Annotated in this window: 16 protein-coding genes; 15 read left to right on the forward strand and 1 reads right to left on the reverse strand. The window is 46.3% G+C overall.

All coding sequences use genetic code 11. The annotated features are described in order from the left end of the window. Positions 1-3: 3 nt before the first annotated feature. The 8 genes from CRG97_RS14150 to CRG97_RS14185 all read left to right on the forward strand — a co-directional run bounded on the left by CRG97_RS14150 (position 4) and on the right by CRG97_RS14185 (position 10,748). Positions 4-891: a YwqG family protein gene (locus tag CRG97_RS14150; protein ID WP_098743896.1), complete on the forward strand. Its 888-nt coding sequence runs from the start codon at positions 4-6 to the stop codon at positions 889-891. Between the two features lie 25 nt (positions 892-916). Further along, the gene (locus CRG97_RS14155; RefSeq protein ID WP_098743899.1) at positions 917-1,645 is read left to right on the forward strand and encodes a class I SAM-dependent methyltransferase; all 729 of its coding nucleotides are present in this window, start codon (positions 917-919) and stop codon (positions 1,643-1,645) included. Positions 1,646-1,883: 238 nt separating this feature from the next. Beyond that, positions 1,884-2,396 (forward strand): RNA polymerase sigma factor, encoded by a 513-nt coding sequence (locus CRG97_RS14160; protein WP_272914367.1) that lies wholly within the window; start codon positions 1,884-1,886, stop codon positions 2,394-2,396. Then, positions 2,363-3,343 carry a hypothetical protein gene (locus CRG97_RS14165; protein ID WP_098743905.1) on the forward strand — a complete coding sequence of 327 codons (981 nt, stop codon included), beginning with the start codon at positions 2,363-2,365 and terminating at the stop codon, positions 3,341-3,343. Before CRG97_RS14160 ends, CRG97_RS14165 begins: the two co-directional genes overlap by 34 nt. Positions 3,344-3,480: 137 nt before the next feature. Further along, positions 3,481-3,819: a bacillithiol system redox-active protein YtxJ gene (gene ytxJ / locus CRG97_RS14170; RefSeq protein WP_098743907.1), complete on the forward strand. Its 339-nt coding sequence runs from the start codon at positions 3,481-3,483 to the stop codon at positions 3,817-3,819. A gap of 544 nt (positions 3,820-4,363) precedes the next feature. After that, positions 4,364-6,136, forward strand: coding sequence for a methyl-accepting chemotaxis protein (locus CRG97_RS14175; RefSeq protein WP_098743910.1), 1,773 nt, complete (start codon positions 4,364-4,366; stop codon positions 6,134-6,136). Between the two features lie 54 nt (positions 6,137-6,190). After that, positions 6,191-9,919 carry a non-ribosomal peptide synthetase family protein gene (locus CRG97_RS14180; RefSeq protein ID WP_237566394.1) on the forward strand — a complete coding sequence of 1,243 codons (3,729 nt, stop codon included), beginning with the start codon at positions 6,191-6,193 and terminating at the stop codon, positions 9,917-9,919. Positions 9,920-10,070: 151 nt separating this feature from the next. After that, entirely contained in the window at positions 10,071-10,748 is a 678-nt protein-coding gene (locus tag CRG97_RS14185) for a protein kinase family protein (RefSeq protein ID WP_098743916.1), read from the forward strand. Positions 10,749-10,882: 134 nt separating this feature from the next. On the opposite strand, the gene glsA is transcribed toward CRG97_RS14185, so the two are convergent. Continuing rightward, a complete protein-coding gene (gene glsA / locus CRG97_RS14190; protein ID WP_098743919.1) occupies positions 10,883-11,824 on the reverse strand; it encodes a glutaminase A in 942 nt (313 codons plus the stop codon). Positions 11,825-12,382: 558 nt separating this feature from the next. Here glsA and CRG97_RS14200 point away from each other — a divergent pair. The 7 genes from CRG97_RS14200 (at position 12,383) to CRG97_RS14230 (ending at position 20,360) form a co-directional block, all read left to right on the forward strand. Further along, positions 12,383-13,150 (forward strand): ABC transporter ATP-binding protein, encoded by a 768-nt coding sequence (locus CRG97_RS14200; protein ID WP_098743925.1) that lies wholly within the window; start codon positions 12,383-12,385, stop codon positions 13,148-13,150. Next, entirely contained in the window at positions 13,137-15,068 is a 1,932-nt protein-coding gene (locus CRG97_RS14205) for an ABC transporter permease (RefSeq protein ID WP_098743927.1), read from the forward strand. The genes CRG97_RS14200 and CRG97_RS14205 overlap by 14 nt, the downstream gene beginning before the upstream one ends. 21 nt (positions 15,069-15,089) lie before the next feature. Then, positions 15,090-15,455: a YxeA family protein gene (locus tag CRG97_RS14210; RefSeq protein WP_098743930.1), complete on the forward strand. Its 366-nt coding sequence runs from the start codon at positions 15,090-15,092 to the stop codon at positions 15,453-15,455. Positions 15,456-15,481: 26 nt separating this feature from the next. Continuing rightward, on the forward strand, positions 15,482-17,686 hold the full coding sequence (locus tag CRG97_RS14215) for a M1 family metallopeptidase (protein ID WP_098743932.1): 2,205 nt from the start codon (positions 15,482-15,484) through the stop codon (positions 17,684-17,686). A gap of 94 nt (positions 17,687-17,780) precedes the next feature. Beyond that, positions 17,781-18,488 carry a response regulator transcription factor gene (locus CRG97_RS14220; protein ID WP_202618923.1) on the forward strand — a complete coding sequence of 236 codons (708 nt, stop codon included), beginning with the start codon at positions 17,781-17,783 and terminating at the stop codon, positions 18,486-18,488. A 3-nt stretch (positions 18,489-18,491) separates the two neighbouring features. Further along, positions 18,492-19,964, forward strand: a complete 1,473-nt coding sequence (locus CRG97_RS14225; protein WP_098743938.1) for a sensor histidine kinase — start codon at positions 18,492-18,494, stop codon at positions 19,962-19,964. A 45-nt stretch (positions 19,965-20,009) separates the two neighbouring features. Further along, positions 20,010-20,360 carry a DUF2512 family protein gene (locus tag CRG97_RS14230; RefSeq protein ID WP_076323221.1) on the forward strand — a complete coding sequence of 117 codons (351 nt, stop codon included), beginning with the start codon at positions 20,010-20,012 and terminating at the stop codon, positions 20,358-20,360. The last annotated feature ends 48 nt before the right edge of the window (positions 20,361-20,408 follow it).

Genomic DNA, 20,408 nt, shown 5'->3' on the forward strand with positions numbered 1-20,408 from the left:
ACTATGAAGCTAAGTGAACACAACTTGATCAAGATGCAAAATATCATCCAAGAGCACGAATTTGAACATGCAGCAGACTATTTGATCGAACATACTCGGCAAGGCATGCGTTTATCCAAACAGGGAGAGGAGGACTATGCCGGCTCGTGCAATTCACGGATTGGCGGAGATCCCGATCTTCCTGAAGGAATGGAATGGCCGCTGGCTTCGGATGGAACACCGATGACGTTTTTGGCACAGCTGCAGTTGAGGGATTTGGCAGCTCACGATGTCACGGCTTCACTTCCGCATAGCGGAGTGCTGTATTTCTTCGTTGGCGTTGATGAACCTGCTTATAACATTGAACACCGGGTGCTGTATCTGGCCGAGGATCAGACAGCGGCCGCCAGTCGATGCCGGGCGCCTGAGGGGACCGCGTTAGATGAAGAATTCGCAGGCTATCGTATTGAAGCAAGAGCCACACTTGAGCCCCCGAATTACGCTTATGTGGATGATGAGCTTATCGAGGATGATGAGCATGATTTTGAATCTTACGAGGATCTGTGTCATCAATTAACGGGGCAAGAATCTGACGATATCGCAACGATCTTTAGCTACCCTTCTACCCAGCATGGAGATTGTGAGCACGAGGCTGCTTTAATGCTGTTAACGGGATCAGAGTACAATTACTCCATGGAGGCGGCTGTGCAGCAGATTGCCGATCATTTCGGCGGCAACGCGGAACAGGCTCAGCAGGAGATTCGGGATACACTGCTGCTGCTGGCCATCGATTCGGACGACGAGATAGGATTTTGCTGGTGGGATGCGGGTGAACTGCAATTTTTCATCCGAAAAGAGGACTTGCTGGCCAGAAATTTCGAACGCACATATTGTTCGCTGTACTCAAGCTGAGAGCAGGAAATGGGGGAGATGGACCATGAAGGAGAAGGTCATTGAGGCATACGATAAGCTGGCTGGAGACTACGAAAGACATGTGGATTCGCAGAGCGGACATAATGCTTATTACGAAAGGCCAGCCATGCTCAAAGTGTTACCGGCGGATATGGAGCAAATGACCGTCCTAGATGCTGGTTGTGCCGCAGGGTGGTATACGGAGCAATTTATTATACGAGGGGCTAGGGTTACAGCGGTTGATCTGAGCCCAGCGATGGTAGAAGCCTGTAAGAGACGAGTCGGCAATGAAGCGGCTGTATTTGCATGCGATATAACCGAAGACCTGCCCTTTGAAGATGAGGCGTTTGATCTTATCGTAAGTTCATTGACGCTTCACTACATCGAGGATTGGACGCCGACCTTTCGCGAATTTCAGCGAGTGCTGAAACCTGGTGGAAGTTTGATTTTCTCCGTTCATCATCCTTTTATGGATGTTAAACATGTTGACCGACCAGACTACTTTGCCCGTGAGTTATTGACGGAGGTTTGGAACAAACAGGAGTCTGGACCCGTAGAGGTTACTTTCTATAGAAGACCGATTCAAGAGATCATCAACGTAACTTCATCTCGGTTTAGAATCGAACAGATCGTTGAGCCGCAGCCCAGTTTAGCGCATAAGGACAATCCGGAAGCAGCGGAATGGGTGGCCAAATGGTTTGATCGCCTAATGACGAACCCTCATTTTCTGATTGTGAAAGCTAATAAATCGTAACTTAGAATTCATACATTTTCATAGGGGAACCGCGTCCATCGCGGTTCTTTTTGTGGTCATATGGCCTCCGCCATATATTAAATGGGCTGATTATTCCGAATAATGTCCGCTTTTCGTTTGCTGCATGGTTATATAGGTATCCAAGTTTCAGGAGAGGAGGGGAAGGATCATCAACGCTGAAACGATTGAAGAATATGTTCAACAGACTCAGGATGGGCATGCAGAGGCATTTATTCCTATCGTAAGTGAGTACCAGCGCCAAATCTATATTTACTGCTGCCGACTACTGGGTAGCGAACAGGAAGCAGAGGACGCAGTGCAGGAAATCTTCTTGAAGGCATACAAATCGATCACAAAGTATAAGCCTTCGGTCAGCTTTAACGCATGGTTATATAAGATCGCTTACCATCATTGTCTGAATGTAATTCACCGGCGGCAATTATCGCAGAAGCTGGGAAGATTGTGGAAAGGACAGATTTTCGCCGAAAGCGCAGAGCAGGAGTACTTAAGAGGGACATTCAGCGAACCGCTAAGGAGAGCACTGGTGGATCTTACGGTAGAGGACAGAAGCTTATTAATTCTGTATGCATTTCACGACAAGTCGTATGCAGAAATAAGTGAAATAACAGGAAAGACATCGGAAGCCGTCCGAAAAAAGATAACCCGAATCAGAATAAAACTGAAGGATGCCATGAATAAATGGAAGGAGGAAGAACAATGGGAAACATCGTTGATCCAATCGAAGAGTTGAGGCAGCATTCTGTACCGGACAGTCATTTTCGTGATGTGGAGTTTGTATCAAGAGTCAGACAACATATTGAGGACGAGCAGCATAAAAGACGTTCAGGATTCCGATCTTTCAAGCGAAAAACCGTAATGTCTATCATGATTTCCTCTGTATTACTAGTCTCGTTCACTGCATATGCAGCAACCGGGCATATTCAAATTTTTAATAGCAAAGGAGAAATTGTTCTAAAAACAGCCGATCCGTCGACATCAGGGCTGCCAGCCAAACTGAGCAATCTACTGGAGGAATACAGAACGAGGGTAAAATCCATGCTGAAGCCCGGAGAGCTGGCCGCATATTACATCAAGGATGATTACATTAATAAGGACAACGGATACGACACGGCGAATCCTATAAAATTTGAATATCAACCGATAGCCTATCGTTCATATGAAGATTTTCAAAAGGAACTTGTTCGTACCTCGGCACCCATCCTAGAGGTGCCTGGTAATCTTCCCAAGGGTGTGAAATTCGCGTATGGTCAAGTTTTTCCTTTTGGACCGGCACCTTCAGGAGAAAAGGATCGTGTAAAATACGTAGAATTAGAACAAAGATTGATGAATGAGGCCAATTCATCCAAGAGTGGAGATAAGTTGTTTGTAGAGAAGCTGAATTGGTCGAAGGCCTTCAACTCCTTTGTATACTTATCCGACGGCAAGAGCAGCACGGCTGTAACGATCACGGCGGGGTATGGTCAAGGCGCAAGCTTAACGAAGTCTCTGGATGCCTCTTCGGAGAAAATACAGCTGAAACATGTTGAAGCTATTTATCTCCAGGATGAGGCAGTTGGAGATAGGATCAGTTGGTATGATAGTAAACAAAACATAATTTATACCATTATGGTAAATGTAAAAGGTCTAATGACTAAGAATGACCTGAAGGCAATGGCAGAGAGCATGATTATTGACTAATGTTATGGGGTTGAAATAAGATTCGATCGGTTGAAGATGAACTCTAAACATGAAAACTAGTCGAGTTTACGTGTATAATAGCTATTGGTTATATAATAAAAGCAATGAGTTATATCACATCAAAGGGGAGAAAATACATGCAATGGAATGAAATTACGACAATAGAAGAATGGGAAACGATTCTGAAAAAATCTTCCGAACGTGGCCAAGTTATTTTGAAACATAGTACGACTTGTCCGGTTAGCTCTAATGCTCTTTCGGAGTTTGAATCTTACTTGAAAAAGGCGCCAAACGGCGATGTGGATTATACGCTGGTTAAAGTCATCGAGTCCCGGCCGGTTTCCAATAAAATTGCCGAGGATTTGAACGTGAAGCATGAATCGCCGCAAATTATCTACGTGAAGGATCAAGCGAAATATTGGACGGCTTCACACTGGGCGGTTACGTCTGCGCACATAACAGCGGTTCTGGACTGAAATCAGCAGACAGGTAATGGAGAAGACGGATATCCATAACTAGTTGCAGGTAAACTCAATATATCAATAGGCGATATTCCAAAGTCACCAGACTTAACGGGATGTCGCCTTTTTTTGCGTTTCCAAACTAGCTGAGAGCGGGTGTTTAAGGCAATAGCAGCACTGTAAAATTCAAAAAATTGTCGAAAGCCAGGACTAATTTGCACTCAAATATTACTAAAGTATTAAAAAAATAAGAGGAAATGCCGATTTATTAATAGTACAAAAGATGCAATGGTTATGGAATCATAACGTGAATATGGATCTATTGAACTGGAATTTCACTTAACAAGACCATTTTGTGAAGTGAGCCTATGTAAGAATATTGATGGAGGGGGAACGCGGTTCATTCAAGATGAACATTTTTGAAAAATGTAATGTATTCATGAAATATTCCGGAAATATTCAAAGTTTCCAGGAAAGTAGGTGATGCGACAGGTTCGCTAAAGAATTCCCTATTTTATATGGAAAATACATAAGAGATATCAAAGGAGAGAGACACCAAGTGAGTGAGCCAAAAACGTTCTCAAAAGGACTGCGTTTTAAGAATCTGAGTATTGTTACAAGAAACATGTTATGGACGAGCCTGTATATCATTATTACGGGTGTCATCGTGATTGGTTCAAGCTATTATATTCAGGACAGCGTACTGACGAAGCAGCTGCAATCCGATTCGGGAAAAATTATGGATACCTTGGTTAAGTCCGTATCGGTGCAAGATGCTCAAGCGGTTAAAGGGGCAACCGACCGCAATTCGGACATCCAAAAAAAATTGACCAGCAGGTTTGATGAACTATCCGTACTGTATCCCAATATTGCACAGGGCTATATTTTTGGACCGGAGCTCGAGGGTGGCAACAAGACCTCGATTATTGCCATGCCGACGGCAGTGCTCGATATGTTTGCCGAAGAAGATTTGAATCTGGGCGACTTATACGAACAACCGGATATTCATGCCGATGCCGTAAGAGAGATGCTGAAAACGAAAAAAACCGTCTATACCAAAGGCTATAAAGATAATTATGGTACCTGGATCACCGTGCTGCATCCTTTCCAGGATGCCAGCGGCGAAATTTTTGCTTACATGGGGATCGACGTGGATGCAAGCTTAATCGCTTCCGGGAAACAGGCATTGATCACCAATACGGTTTTTGCGCTGCTGATTACCTTGCTGATCGTATTAGCGCTGCAGTACTTCACCATTAGACGTACCTTCGCACCGATCCAAGCATTAATGGGGGCGCTGGACAAGCTGAGCAAAGGTGACTTCACCGTCCAATTAAAAGCTGGCGAAGATGAGCTGGGGCAGGTCAATGCCAAGTTCAATACGACCGTTAATCAAATTAATGAACTTGTCACAACGATCAAAACGGTATCGGAGCACTCTGCAGAGCAGTCTAAATTCCTCTTCTCGGCTGTGGAAGTCAATAATAACAACTCTTCCGCTATTACTAAAAATATGGAGGAAATGTCGGAACGAGTTGCGCTGCAGAGCACTTCCATTACCGAAAGCGTGGTTTCGCTTGAGGAAATCTCATCTGGCGTATCAACGATTGCCGGCAATACATCGGATCTTTCCGAGATATCCGTACAGATGAAGGAGCAATCGGAACGCGGTAATCACAATGTGGAGCAGGTGATCGAGCAGATGAATTCGATTGATCATTCGGTGAAAAACTCGGTGAATATCATCGAAAAGCTGCAGAACCGTTCAAATGAGATCGGTCAGATCGTGCAGGTAATTACCGAAATTTCCTCTCAGACAAATCTGTTATCGCTTAATGCCGGTATCGAAGCGGCAAGAGCGGGCGAAGAGGGCCGCGGTTTTGCTGTTGTCGCCAGCGAAGTTAAGAAACTTTCGGAGGAATCAAGAAAATCCGCAGACCAAATCATTGAATTGGTTCGATACATTCAGGATGAAACGGCATCTGCGGTAGAAGCCATCAGCGAAGGGGAACAAAACGTCGCCAAGGGAATTGAGGTTGTCAAAGAAACCGGTGAGCTGTTTAAAGGAATGCTGGTGGCAACCGATACAGTGACCAGTCAAATTCAAGAGGTGTCTGCAGCTACCCAGCAAATGGTTGCCGAGACCGAACAGATTACGGCAGCGATTAAACAACTGGCTGAGCTCGCAGAGAGAAACTCGTCCGTGTCGGGTGAGATCCGGATTAGTAGCCAGGAACAGCAGGCATCCTTTGCCAAAATCTTCGAGTCTGCGGAGCAGATTAACCAGGTTTCCGCTGAGCTGGAGGCCCTTGTAAACAAATTGCATGTGTAGTGTGTAGTACTATGAGGACAGAAACAGTAGAGAAAAAAGATGGAGCTGAAACCTTTGAATACAACATTGATGATCGAACAAGGCAAAGAATATTGGTTGAATGAACTGCAGCTACCTTTACCGGGATTCTATCTGTACACCGATGGTCCAGCGCATCTTCAGCAGCAAGAGCTTGATCATATGGCGATTAACCTTCATATCGAAACCGGTAAGATCAAGCAGTTCAGCGATTCATATGACTTGAAGGCATGGATGCTCACAAGCTATGTCGTATTTCTGTACCGAATGACGCACGATACCGATTTGCTGATCGGCGTGAACAATGAGAAGGGCAATCTCCTTCCGCTGAGAGTTAACTTAAGCGGTAGCGATTCATTCGCACAGATTTATAAGCAAGTTTCCGCCAAAATGGAGCAGATTGAAGGAAGCAGCTTTTCGCTTGAGGATATAGAAGGCTTCACCGGTCAATCGCTCACTCTCCAAACGGTCTATGGAAGTAACGGGAAGGGTTATGCCTATAGTTCCAGCGGGCTGAACTGGATGGTTCAGGAAGAGAAGAAGGACGAGTGGACACTGTATGTATCCTATGCACGGCCTTTGTATAAAGAAGAAACGATCGAAAAATTCAGCAGGCATTTTGAGCTGCTTGCTTGCGCGGCTCTTGAACATGCGGACATGCCGGTTAGCCGTTTGCCTATGCTGACAGAAGAGGACCGGAACGCGTACACGATTCTCAATGACACGAAGCAGGAGCTGCCGGAAGATCCTACCATTGTGTCAATGCTTGCTTCCATTGTGAAGAAATTTCCGGAGAGAATTGCACTATCGTCGAATCATGAGCAAGTAACGTATGAACAGCTTGACCGGTTGTCAAACCAAATCTCACATATGCTTCTAGATAAGGGGCTGCGTAAAGGCCAATTCGTCTCGATATTTATGAAGAGGGGCCTGGATACGATTGTTAGTATGCTCGGTGTGCTCAAGGCCGGCGGAGCCTATATCCCGCTGGATCCATCACATCCAGATGAAAGAAATGCCTACATTATCGAGGATACCGAATCGGCGATCATTCTTACACATCAGGATTTCACAGCAAAGCTGGATGGGCTCCTGGCTGGTTTTCAAACGAAGCCAGAATACTTCTGTCTTGATGATAAATTCCTTTCGTACTCGGATGAAGCCTGTGGCGTCCGCGTTGAAGGTGATGATTTGGCATACATCATCTATACCTCCGGTTCAACAGGCAAACCGAAAGGGGCCTTAATCGCCCATCAAGGCGTCGTGAACTTGGCACTCGCCAATCAAGAGAAATTACAGATGAGTGAACAGGATATCATTCTTCAATATTCCACCTTCAGCTTTGATGCTTCCGTTTACGATATATTCGGATCGCTGGCTTGCGGTTCACGACTGCATCTTCTCTCCGATGAGCAGCGTTTCTCCATAGACGCCTTTACGGAGGCTGTGGCAGATACCAATGCAACGCGAGTCGCGATACTGCCTACGGTGTTTTTTAATCAATTGGCAGCGTATTTGCCTGTGGAAGATACTCACAAATACCGTAATATCAAAACGATCGTGGTTGGTGGGGAAGCACTGGCCGGAGAAACCGTTCGTATGTTCCAGAAGAAGCTGCAGATTCCAATCGTGAATCTATACGGCCCAACGGAAACGACGGTTGTAGCAACAGGGCATGTCGTGAATTATGCGGTTCCGGACGATCTGGCCACCGTGTATATCGGGACGCCTTTTGCCAACTATGAATTGTATATTGTGAATGAGCATAATGAGTTATGTCCAACTTGCGTAACCGGAGAGCTGCTGATCTGCTCGATCGGCGTAGCCAAAGGGTATCTGAATCAGCCTGAGAAAACCAAAGAAGCCTTTATTCTGGATCCGTTAACACCAGAATCTGGTAAACAATACTACCGTTCCGGAGATTTGGTTCGCCTGCTGCCGAACGGACAAGTAGAATACCGGGGACGAAAAGATTCACAGGTGAAGATCAGAGGCTTCCGGATCGAGATTGGAGAGATCGAGGATAATCTGGCGAAGCATGAACGCGTAAAGGACATCGCGGTCATTCCGAGAATGGACGAGGACGGAACCAAAATGTTAGCGGCCTTCTATACGACCCATGATGGACAGGCAGCTTCCGCTAAGGATTTGGTGCAATTTTTAAGTCAGAAAGTACCTAGTTACATGGTTCCTAAATACATGTGTTTCGTAGAAGAGATGCCACTATCCCCGACTGGTAAGATTGACCGTAAGAAGCTGGCATTGTACGAATTGTCAATGGAGATGGAAGAGGATGACTCCCACTACGAGGCACCGGTTAATGATATTCAGCGGGATATTGCTGCAGCCTGGGAAAAAGCACTCGGACAAACCAAAATCGGCATCCACGATGATTTCTTCGATATTGGCGGGTATTCTCTGAAAATCCTGGAGATTCTGGTGCTTCTTAAGCCGCAATATCCACAGTTGAAGATCAATGATTTCTTTGTTTATCCGACGATTGCAAAATTGGCGGAGAGAGTAGAGGAACTGGGTCAGCAAACGAATCCATCCGATCAAACAGAGAATAGGGATCTTCCTATTCAGGATTTGGCTGAGTATCCGATTTCATTCCCTATTTACCAGGGTTCGGGACAACCCATCTATACCCAGCAGCATATTTTGCTGACAGGCGCGACGGGATATTTGGGATCACATCTGCTGAATGAACTGCTGAAACAATCGACCGCTACCGTGTACTGCCTGGTTCGACCGTCGAAGCTGATGGAGCCCTATGCTCGCCTTGAGCAGATCATGACCGGATATTTTGGCGAAGAGGTCAAGACTCGTATGGATAAAAGGGTGATCGCGATTCAGGGCGACTTGGAGCAGGAGTTTCTCGGGCTAGGAGCCCAAGACCGTGCATTGATTGAAGCGCGCATCGATTCCATCATTCATTGCGGAGCTGAAGTGAAGCATTTTGGCGATTCCGACTATTTTGCCAGAGTCAATGTGGAGAGTACGGACCGCCTGTTGGCTTTGGCTCAGAGAAGACCGCATATCCGCTTCCACTTTATTTCTACGCTTGGGATCCCTGAGGATTTGGCACTGGGTGGTCAATGGGATGCCATCGTTGCCGGAACGGGATATGAAGAGTCGACCATCGAGAATGTCTATACGAACAGCAAGCTGGAGGCAGAGAAGCTGGTCATTAAAGCCGGTGCAGATAGAGGCATCCCGGCAGCGGTTTATCGCGTGGGGAATTTGTCTTGTAACTCGGAGAACGGAATATTCCAGAAAAACATCGACAACAACGCTTTTTACCGCATGCTGAAAGCGATGCTGCAGTTGAAGAAAGCGCCTGGCGTGAGATGGGAAGTGGATATTACGCCGATTAACTATGCCGGGGAAGCCATTACCGCTCTGGTGCTTCAACAAGAAACGGTCGGGCGGGTGTTCCATATCTGCAACCCGGTTGCCATTCCTTATGAGGACATGGTGGAGCATTTTAAAGCCTATGGATATGACATTTCAGTGATGGACTGGAAGGCATACGAGGCATGGTTATTGGATCCGCAGCAGCCGAAGGATAAGGAAGGCCTTGAGCTGGCGATGGCACAGTTCGAAGGCGACGGAGCGAAGAATTCCATCTACCGGTATACTTGTCCGCAAACATCGGAATTCCTTAAGCACACGGGAGTGAAATGCGCTGTACCGGACAAGCTGTTATTTGAAAAAATGATAGAGTATGCTGCTGGTATCGGATATTTCGTGAAACCGGAGTAATGATATGTTGGTAGGAAGCATGAAACCGCGAGAAGTTCTCGCGGTTTTTTTGTGGTAAGGATCAGGCATCGCTGGCAAATATTTTTTTTTGAAACGTGAGTGTGGTACGATCATACTGATTTAAGTCCAGTAACACCAAATGAGGTGGCCTATGAATCACGAACATTGGAAGCAGGCAGAAACCGCACTCGCATGTATGGAAGTTATCAAGAACGGTGATAACGACCCTGTCACGATTGAAGGCGAATCGGATGACCTGCGCTGCATCGGAATCGGTACGGATGCTGCAGTATTCGTATACGAACCTTTGCCGGCCTACGCGTTCAAACTGTATGCTGCGGAGGCGCTGCCTAAGAAGGAAGCGGAGATTAAGGTCTATCAAGAGCTGGTGGGCAGCCCTTATTTCCCTACATTTTATGGGGCAGGTGAGCGTTATGTGGCAATCAGCCATGAATCTGGATTAACCCTGTATGACTGTTTGCTCTATGGTGTGTCCGTTCCAAGGCAGGTCATCGATGATGTCGAGGCAGCACGCTCCTTTGTACGGAGCAGGGGCTTAAACCCGCGGGATATTCATTTGAAGAATGTACTGCTGCAGGAAGGCAGAGGGAAGGTGCTCGATGTATCGGAGTATATTCAGGAAGGAAACGACAAGCGATGGGAGCATCTTATGTGGGCTTACGACAACGTATATCCGCTGCTTGAGGGCAAGAAGCTGCCGCTATGGGTACTGGAGGCCGTGAAGAACGGATATTACCGTCTTGACCCATCCAGTGTGAATATGCAGGAATTTGCGGACCGGATTGGGCGACTGTTCTTCAGAAAATAGGAAAATGGGACCCATTCGAAACAGGTAAGAGCATCCCCTCTTAACAAACGAAACGAAACGAAGCGCTATCTTCAGAACATACTTGGCGGATTCAATTCCCTTGAAGCTGTAACTGCTCCAGGGGGATTTTGTAATTAAAAGATACTCCAGTCCATCTCCCGGGATATGGTCTGGAGTAAATGTACGCCGGCATAGCTGTTGCCTTTATCATTCAATGCAGGGCCTATCACGCCGATGCCATAACGTCCCGGCACAAAAGTTAAAATGCCCCCTGAAACGCCGCTCTTGGCGGGTAAGCCTACCTGAATGGCGAATTCTCCTGATGCGTTGTACATGCCACATGTCGTCATGAACGTCTTGGCGATTTGAACATATCTTCTCGGTATGAGCGCTTTGCCGGTTAGCGGATCCGAACCGTTGCAGGCTAGCACCAATGCCATTCTGGCTAAATCGGCGCAATCCACAGCGATGGAGCAGTGCCGAAAATACACCTCTAACACCTCTTCAACATCTCCGTTGAGAACCCCGTTTTCCTTTAGAAAGAATGCTATAGAGCGATTCAGATTCCCGGTTTCCGATTCGGAGCGGTAAACGCCCAAGTCATATTCCAAATCAGCGTTGCCCGCTAGCTCTCTAAGGAACTGAAGAATTCGGTCGGATTTCTCGTTCGGGCTGTCTCCGCGAATTAAGGAAGAAACGGTAATCGCGCCTGCGTTAATCATCGGATTGAAGGGAATGCCGGGTCTGACTAACTCCAGCTTCAGCATGGAATTGAAGTTGTCTCCGGTCGGCTCCATGCCGACCTTGCTAAAGACGGCATCCTCTCCATTGTCCATCAGCGCCAATATCAGCGTAAACACTTTGGAGATGCTCTGCATCGTAAAACGCAGCCCGCAGTCCCCGGCGGTGACGGATTCACCCTGGGTGTTCATTAAGGTGATGCCCAAAGCATCATGGGGAGCTTTGGACAGCTCGGGGATATAGGAGGCGACTTTGCCTCTACCGACACATGGCGAGCTGGCTTCCAGCCAGCCGGGGAGCTGCTGCCGGATGGTTTCGATTTCGGGTGACATCATCTGTTAAACCCCTTTCTAGGACTCTAGTTAGCCAGCAGTTGAATGACATTAGTGACGATGAACCAAGCGGATTTTGTGACGTTGGATGACAAAAGATTGGGATGGGCTTGTGTGGAATCAACGCTTCTAGGTGTCCGCGGAAAAAATGCTTCCGTCAAATCACAGGCGATTTCAAGTTTGAACAGAAGCCAACAGGCTTTGTGCATGTTCAGGGTGTTTTATGACCACGCCAAGGATTCAGAAAGCGTGTATTATGCATGAGATTTAATGAGATCGCTCCCGATAGCTTGAAACGGATCAGCATGTTCATTCGTTCGAACCCGCAGGATTTTGAGGTGTTAAAAGAAGAATAGTCCGAAGACTTGAATAATAGAACGTTATAGCCCGCCATGACCGTCCATGCTGCGGGTTTTTGTTTTGTTCTGAGCATGTACGTTCGTGTAAGGTACTCAACAAGTTTGTTAAGCTTTATGTAAGGTTCGTATAAAAATCGTGTAAGGTTCGCCTTCTATAATTACATCTGTGCTTAACTAACGACAACTTGAAGGAGAACGCCATATGACAACCATATTACAAGCAAAACATGTAGAAAAAACATTCGGTATTCAAGGAAATCAATATACGGCATTGCAAGACATCAATCTTGAAATTCAGGAAGGTGAGTTTGTCGGTATTATGGGACCTTCCGGGGCAGGCAAATCCACGCTGCTGAATATCTTCTCGACGATCGATACACCGTCGGCAGGCGATATTACCATTGCCGGACAACATATCGTATCGATGAACGAGGAGCAGCTATCCGATTTTCGCCGGAATCAGCTCGGATTTATCTTTCAGGACTACAACCTGCTGGACACGCTCACCGTCAAAGAAAATATTTTGCTTCCCTTGGCATTGTCCAAGGTGCCTGCAGCCGAGATTGAGAAACGGGTTAACGAGATCGCCGACACGTTCGGGATTCGCGATATCTTAAACAAATATCCTTATCACATCTCGGGTGGTCAGAAGCAGCGTACCGCGGCCTCGCGCGCCATTGTTGCTAATCCAAGCCTCATATTGGCGGATGAACCGACAGGGGCGCTGGATTCCAAGTCGGCAACCAGCCTGCTGCAAAGCTTAAAGAAACTGAATGAGATAGAGCGTGCCACCATCATGATGGTCACTCACGATGCTTATGCAGCAAGCTACTGCAAACGCGTCATTTTTATAAAAGACGGGCAGCTGTACCAGGAGCTTCATCGAGAAGACCAACTGCGCAAGGTGTTTTTTGATCAGATCCTGGAGGTACTGGCTGCACTTGGGGGTGAGCATGATGACACTGTTTAGCATAGCCAGAAAAAACATCCGCAAAAATTTCACCAATTACTTTTTATATTTTGCTTCGATGATCTTTAGTATCGTCATTTACTTCACTTTTGTTTCACTTAAATATGATACTGCGATTCAGTCCGCAACGGAGGGGTCGACAAAAATCAGCTCGGCCTTTAGCGGTGCCGCCGTTGTGCTGATCATCTTCGTGGCTATATTCATTTGGTACTCCAATTCATTCTTTACCCGCAAGCGCAAGAAAGAAGTCGGATTGTATTCATTGCTCGGTGTTCGGAAGAAACAAATCGGCCGAATGTTATTTTATGAAAACTTTCTGATGGGTGTGCTGGCTCTACTGGCCGGGATTGCCCTGGGCTCTGTGCTGACGAGATTTTTTGTATCCCTGTTAATGAAGGTCATGGGATATGATGCGGTGTCGAATTTCTCGATATCGCCTGCGGCCATCATCAACACCGCCATCGTGTTTATGATCATTACGCTTATCACATCACTGCAGGGTTACCGATTGATCTACCGGTTCAAATTGATTGAGTTGTTTCATGCGGATCAGGAGGGAGAACGGGAACCGAAGGCTTCATGGATTACCGCTGTATTGTCTCTGGTATTCATAGGCACCGGATATTGGCTTGCTCTGCAGAACCTGCTGGAATCCAAGGCTTGGGCGGCGATGGGATTCATGCTAACGCCACTCGTCATCCTGACGACGGTGATTATCGGAACGTATCTGCTGTTCAGTACCCTGACCGTGACATTGTTGAAAATATCCAGAAATAACAAGAACAGATTCTGGAACGGGATGAACATGATTGGTGTCTCCCAGCTTCTATATCGCATCAAAGGCAATGCGCGTACGCTCACGATCATTGCCGTCCTTAGCGCGACAACACTTACTGCTGTTGGGACGGCTTACAGCTTTTATTACAGTAATGCAAGCAATGCCCAGCAAGCGAACCCCAACAGCATGATGTGGATCTCCCACGATAGCAGCGTGACAAAGCGAGCCGACGAGTTGATAGACTCAACTCCGCATCACGAGCTGTTATATCATGCGTCCGTCCCTGTCCTTGAAGTGGATGCTGATGTTAGAGGGCTCAGCGAAGCATTTTCGCATGACATTCAAACATACAACGTCCTATCTCAGCATGATTTTAACGAGCTGGCGAAGATGCAGGGCCGCAAAGATACCATCACTTTAAGCGGAGAAGATGCCGTTGCCTTGGACCCGGCCTATTACGAAGGATTTTCACCGACGTATGTGGGTTCTACGGTGACGCTCAAACCAAACAAGCAGGAACTGCAAATTACCTTTAAGGAATTGAAGAAATACAGCGTGCTGAACTTTGGTACGGTCTATTCTACAATCGTTGTAAGCGATGAACGGTTTGCGCAATTGGAGAAACAAGCAAACACGATCATGCTGGAGGCCTATGGCATATCGAATCAAGACAAAGCGAAGCAGCTGACGGAGGATCTCGAAAGCATCTTGCCGGAAAGCGCGTCATTTGCCAGCTATTATCAGGATTATGCGAGAGGAATGGAAGCGTCAGGCCTGTTGATTTTTATGGGAGGATTTCTGGGGCTTGTGTTCCTCACGGCGACCGGCAGCATCATATATTTCAAGCAATTAACCGAGGCAAATTCGGATAAGGCAAGATATCAGATATTAAACAAGATCGGCGTAAATCGGCGTGAGGTTAAAAAGAGCTTAGCCCAGCAAGTTCTGTTCATCTTTGCTTTACCGCTCGTTGCCGGCATTGCCCACTGCGCTGTCGCACTGTCCGCTTTGTCCAAACTTCTGCATATGAATCTTGTGATTCCGGTCGTGATCTGTATGGCTGTCTATACCTGTGTTTATTTGATCTATTACGTCGTTACCGTTAGGTCCTACTATAAAATTGTAACCAAAACTAAATAATCTATCTTAAGGAGTATAGTCATGAAAAAAACAATGATCTTCGGCGGCATTCTGGTCGCCATCCTAGTTGGATTTGTTATATTTATTCAAAATGTGAACATTAACCGTCTCGGGACGGATCAATATTATGTGCAAATTAAGGATGGAACCCGAGTGGAAGAGAAAACGGATAACGGGGAGAAGTACATCTACTATGAGTACACCTTGGAGGGCTTCAACAAAGAAGGGAACGCGAAGACGTTAACCTTTAGGGCGAACAAAGAACTGCGAAAGGAAGCGTACTTGCGTTTATACGTCAAGGAAAAGGGTGTCAGTTCCTATCAAGAGGTACAGGCAAACGAGCTTCCGGAACCAGCCAAGGTGAAGCTTGAAACGTTAGGAAAATAAGGACGATATCAGAGGGAGAGAATAACATGACTCATGTAAAAGAAAAAACGACGATCCTATCGAAAAAGGCTATTATTGTCTCACTTGCATTGACATTGACTGCATGCCCGCTCATCAACGCGGGTCATGCAGCGGCAAAGGCCGTTTCCCCGACTACAATTTCACAAGTCTCTGCGAGCGTTGAAGCGCATGCGCCGATTCAATATCATATTCAGGCGAGACTGAACGAGAAGAACATGACCATGCAGGGAAGCAGCATGGTTACCTATCGAAACACCAGTCAGGATACGTTGAATCAGCTGGTATTCCATACCTATGCCGATGCCAACCGTTCGAAATCGACACAGACGTCCATGTTTAAACGATCGAACGAAGAAATCAGCAAGAACCATCCGGATAAGAAGCCGGAAGATTTTCTCGGAGGTATTGATATTCAAGGAGTGAACGCTAACAGCCAAGCTCTCGAGTTCCATAATAAAGATCAGGCTTTGGCTATTCAATTGAAGGAGCCCCTTCAACCGGGCGCAACGATATCGGTACATATGGACTTCTCTCTGAACATTCCGTATGGCTCGCAGCGCTTATCTTATTACCAGGATATTGTGAATGGCGCTCACTGGTTTCCGGTTTTGTCGGTCTATGACGAGGAGAAGCATCAATGGAATACAACCCCTTACAGTCCATCATTCGAAAGCGATTATTATACTTCTGCAGATTATGAAGTAGAGTTCAACGTTCCTGACGCTTATCAGGTGGCTATGCCAGGCACGATAACGACACGAAATAACGTGGAACCCGGCCGCAAGGTTGTTTCCGCTGTTGCCAACAATACAAGGGAATTCGTATTTTTTGCCAGTCCCAATTTCAAAGTGGATAGTGTTACCCGCGACGGCTTGACGATCGAATATTTATATTTTGATAACGAACCGGGAAAGAAACAGGTCATTGATCGGTATATCGATCAGGCATTTAAAGCCATTGAATTTTTTGGTGATAAATATGGCGCTTATCCTTATCCGGAATTCCGAATCGTTGAGTCTTACGTGGAGGGTGTGGCTATCGAATATTCGCGGGTCATCCAAATGGGACAAAATCACAGCCAGGCCGATCCCGCGCAGGACACAGTATTCGTTCATGAAATCGCTCATCAGTGGTTCCACGCTCTAATCGGAAACGATTCGGAGAAGGAATCTTTCCTGGACGAAGGTTTTGCCGATTTTTCCAAGGTGTATTTTGCCGAGAAGCAGGGGGATAAGCTGAATGGTTTTAAATCCATTCAATTTGACGATTCCAAGATGGAGCTTGCCATTGCATCGACCAATGACGAGGTGGGGGATTTGGCTAGCCCGGTGTATTACGAGAAAGGTCGCCAAGCAATCTACCAATTATACCGTTCTGTTGGCGAAGAGAAGTTTGACCGCTTTATGAAGGAATATTTCAAACGATATGTATACAAAAATGCCACCATTGAGGGACTTCTCCAAACGATTGAAGACGTGCTCGGAAGAGAGGCGCGAAACGAAATGGCAACGGCTCTATATCAGCCGGGTTTTGTGCTTAAGCCTGAATACCAACTGTCCGAAGAGGAGAAAACCGCATATATGCATGATCAGTTTCAATTGCTGTACCAATCAGCCCTTTCCCAAATTCCAGGTTTGCCTTACGAAACGATGAGCCGCATCATGGAGAAGGCCCTTCAGGGAGAGCCATTATCGATCGTTCTGAGCGATCAAGTAAGTAATCAAACTCGCAAGCAGCAAGAAGCCATGGTGAACCAGCTCACAATGCTTCTTGATATCAGCGGAGTGAAATATGACGTTATTCGGGATCGCCAGGTGTTGAAAACGAAATTGAAGAAGGAACTGGGGACAAGCAATCTGATCGTGATCGGTAACGGTAAAACGAATGGGGTGATCCAGGCCCTGAAATCAGGTATCATCGAGCGGGTGAACAAAATGGGCTTTGCCTGGAAGGATACCATGAATCAACCGAGTGCTTCCGGGGCGTATGTGATCAAGCATCCATTCAATCAAAATCGCTTAATGCTGCACTATTTCTGGAATGGAGATCATGTAACAGATGAGGCCTTGGAGACCTACATGGCGAAAATGCAGGAATCCCTCGGATTCACGAGCGCTTTTTATCAGTACTATGTGATGGACAAGAAGGGCAAGGTGGTGTTAGATAAACAAGAGGAGAACCCGCTATCGAAGTTTTTTGCGGAGGAGTAAGCTTGATGTATGTTTCCTTCTCAATGCTCCATGCGCTGTTGAATAGCAGCTTGGCAGGGGGGAAAAATGTTGGTTATAGCAGGGGGTGAACGAATTGGCGTTTGATCAAAAGGTACTTGTCGTTGATGACGAGGCGGATATTGTCAGGCTTCTTCAAACCGTGCTGATCAAGGAAGGCATCGATCAGGTATATACCGCAGCAACAGCGGAAGCAGCATGGCTTGAATTTCAGAAGTGGCAGCCCGATCTTGTCATTCTGGATATCATGCTTCCGGACGGAGAAGGATACGAGGTATGCAAGAAAATACGCAGCGTCTCCAATGTTCCGATATTCTTTTTATCGGCCAAGACCGAAGAGATTGATAAAATCCTGGGTTTCGCCATCGGCGGCGACGACTATATTACCAAGCCCTTTAGTCCGAAGGAAGTGGCTTACCGGATCAAAGCCCGGTTTCGGAGACCGGATATTTCTGAGCATGAGGACAAACCGAATCGCGTGATTAAGAAAGGCCCCTTTGAATTAGATGAAGAGAAGGTGGAGCTGAAGAAGAACGGCAAAGTCATTCCACTAAAGCCGAAAGAGCTGGGATTGCTTACGCTGCTGCTTAAACATCCGGGCCAGATCATCAGCAAGGAAAGTTTATATGATCAGGTATGGGGTGAGGAATTCTTCGGTTTTGATAATACCGTGATGGTTCACATCAGGAGGCTGCGGGAGAAAATAGAAGAGGACCCTTCCAATCCCCGGTATCTCCTTACGGTAAAAGGCCTTGGGTATAAGCTTGTCGTAGAGGATGGATAAGGGATGAAGTGGAAGCTGACCGGCAGGTATCTGGTCTCCGTGGTTCTTATCGTCGTCATCGTTATTATTATGAACATCGTGGTAATTATCGGCTTATTCGTTCTACAATTGGTGAACGAGGATTTCCCACTTTTAAATCGGCAAACCTCAGCAGAATCGATATCCCGATCCTTCCAGGAACATATCGTAATATCGGAATCGGGTGCTTCGATAAGCGAGAAGGGCAAGGAGATTCTGGAGAAGAATCAGGCATGGGTTCAAATTCTGGATGAGGATGGCGGGGAAATCTACCGCTATCTTGCTCCGGAAGAAGCCAAAACAAAGTACGCCCCTATCGATATTGTGCAGATTTATAAATATGTCGAGAAGGAAGTGCTTTCGACCGTCTTTATTGGCGAAAAGACAGGCTTCGAACATCGTTACAGTTACTTGATTGGATTTACGACTCCATACTTGGAGCGGCAAGTGTTAACCATCGATTCACGGAACTTCGCACAGATGTTTAAGGTGTTTAGTGTGTCCATCATCATCGTTGACGGATTCATCGCCTTATGCATCGCTTATATCTTCAGCAAGCGGCTGACCAAACCCATGTTTATCTTAATCGACAGCATTAAGCGTTTAGCTAGCCGTGATTATAACGTCTATCATCAACCTAAGGGGATATATAAGGACGTGTTCGCCAATATTAATCTTTTGGCCCAAGAGCTGAAATCAAGCGAGAAGGAAAGAAAGAAATTGGATGTGATGAAGGAAGAATGGATCGGCAATATCTCGCATGATATCAAAACGCCCCTTGCTTCGATCCAAGGCTATGCGGAGATGATAAAGGACACGGAATATCAGTTCTCGATGGATGAAATACGGGATTACGCCGGGATCATTGAAGGAAAGTCCAAATATTTGCGAGACGTGATCGAGGACTTGAATCTGTCGACCCGCTTGAGGAATAAAAAGCTGATGTTGAATAAGAAAAATGTAAACCTCGTAAGCCTGGTACGCAATGTCGTGATCGATACCCTGAATGACCCGAGATACGCCAACCGGGACATTGATTTTAGCAGCAGTCATGAAGTCATTAAAATCGAGGTTGACGATATTCTGATACGTAGAGCAATCACCAATCTGATCTATAATGCGATTGTTCATAACCGTGAGGATATTTCGATCAAGGTCCAGGTCGAGAAGAATGAAGAGCATATCCTGATTCGTGTGGAGGACAATGGAAAAGGCATTAAGCAGGAGGAGCTCGGAAGAATCTTCGATCGCTATTACCGTGGGACCAATACGGGAGAACTCCATAAAGGCTCAGGTCTTGGCATGGCTATTACACATGACATTGTGATCGCGCATGGAGGACATATTCAGGTTCATAGCACGCTTGGCCAAGGCACAGTTATGGAAATCAAACTGGTACGGAACAGCGCCGATATGAATGATGGTTTTCTGACGGTTAGGGACCATGGTCAGGAGTAAAAATACGCAAAAGGGATACACTACCGCAAAAGGAGTGTATCGCTTATGAAACTGCTTGTTAAGTTATTGGTGCATGGAGTTTTGATTACGGCACTGCTGGTTGCACTTACCGATGCTTCGTTCACAGGGGCTATATTGACGGCATTAGGAATTGGCATCGTTGCTTATTTGGTGGGAGATTTATTTATTCTGCCACGTACCAGCAATATGATGGCAACGATTGCCGATGCCGGATTGGTATTTGTAATGCTGTGGATTATTGGCGGTGTTGCGAACTGGACCCTTGATTTCTCGGAGGTCCTGCTGATTGCAGTACTTGCGGGAAGCTTCGAGTATTTATATCATATGTGGGTCAGGGGCGAGCATTTGTTTGAAAAGAGACGGCGGGCTTCGTAACCACGGTAAAACCTTATATCGATAAATATGCGTATATGATGAAGCCTG

The organism is Paenibacillus sp. EZ-K15 (assembly GCF_002573715.1).
Classification (GTDB): domain Bacteria; phylum Bacillota; class Bacilli; order Paenibacillales; family Paenibacillaceae; genus Paenibacillus_AQ.